The following is a 429-nucleotide window of genomic DNA, read 5'->3' as shown; positions in this document are numbered from 1 at the left end:
CAAGGAGTCCGACGACAACAGTCGCCAGGAGCGCATCACAAAAACAGTCAGAACTCTGAATAGTGCCTTCGAAAAAATCGATCAGTTCCTAAAGACGCAAGGCCCACGGACGGGCGTTAACAAGCAGGGCTCTGAAGTTAAAAGCAACATCACCGACAACGAGTCGGCGAAGATGAAAACTTCGAAAGGAACGATTCAGGGCTTCAATGGCATCGCCACCGTCGATAAAAAACACCAGATCATTGTGGACGCTCAGGCCTTTGGTCATGGTCAGGAGCAACACACGCTAAAGCCCATTCTGGCCGAGGTTCGGGAGCGTTTTCAGCGACTGCGTATCCGGGAGAATATCCTGAAGGATGGCGTAATCATCACCGCCGATACGGGTTTTGCCAGCATCGCCAACAACGAATACTTGTACAGCAACAAGAT

At 50.8% G+C, this 429-nt stretch carries 1 pseudogene; it reads left to right on the top strand.

The features are described 5' to 3' along the window. A pseudogene (locus OUO13_RS12895) lies at positions 1 to 429 on the top strand (IS1182 family transposase); the annotation flags it as partial.

It is taken from the genome of Parathalassolituus penaei (assembly GCF_026626885.1).
Taxonomy (GTDB): Bacteria; Pseudomonadota; Gammaproteobacteria; order Pseudomonadales; family Oceanobacteraceae; genus Oceanobacter; species Oceanobacter penaei.
The sequence above is the reverse complement of the archived record's forward strand: the minus strand, read 5'-3'. Positions and strand labels throughout refer to the sequence as shown.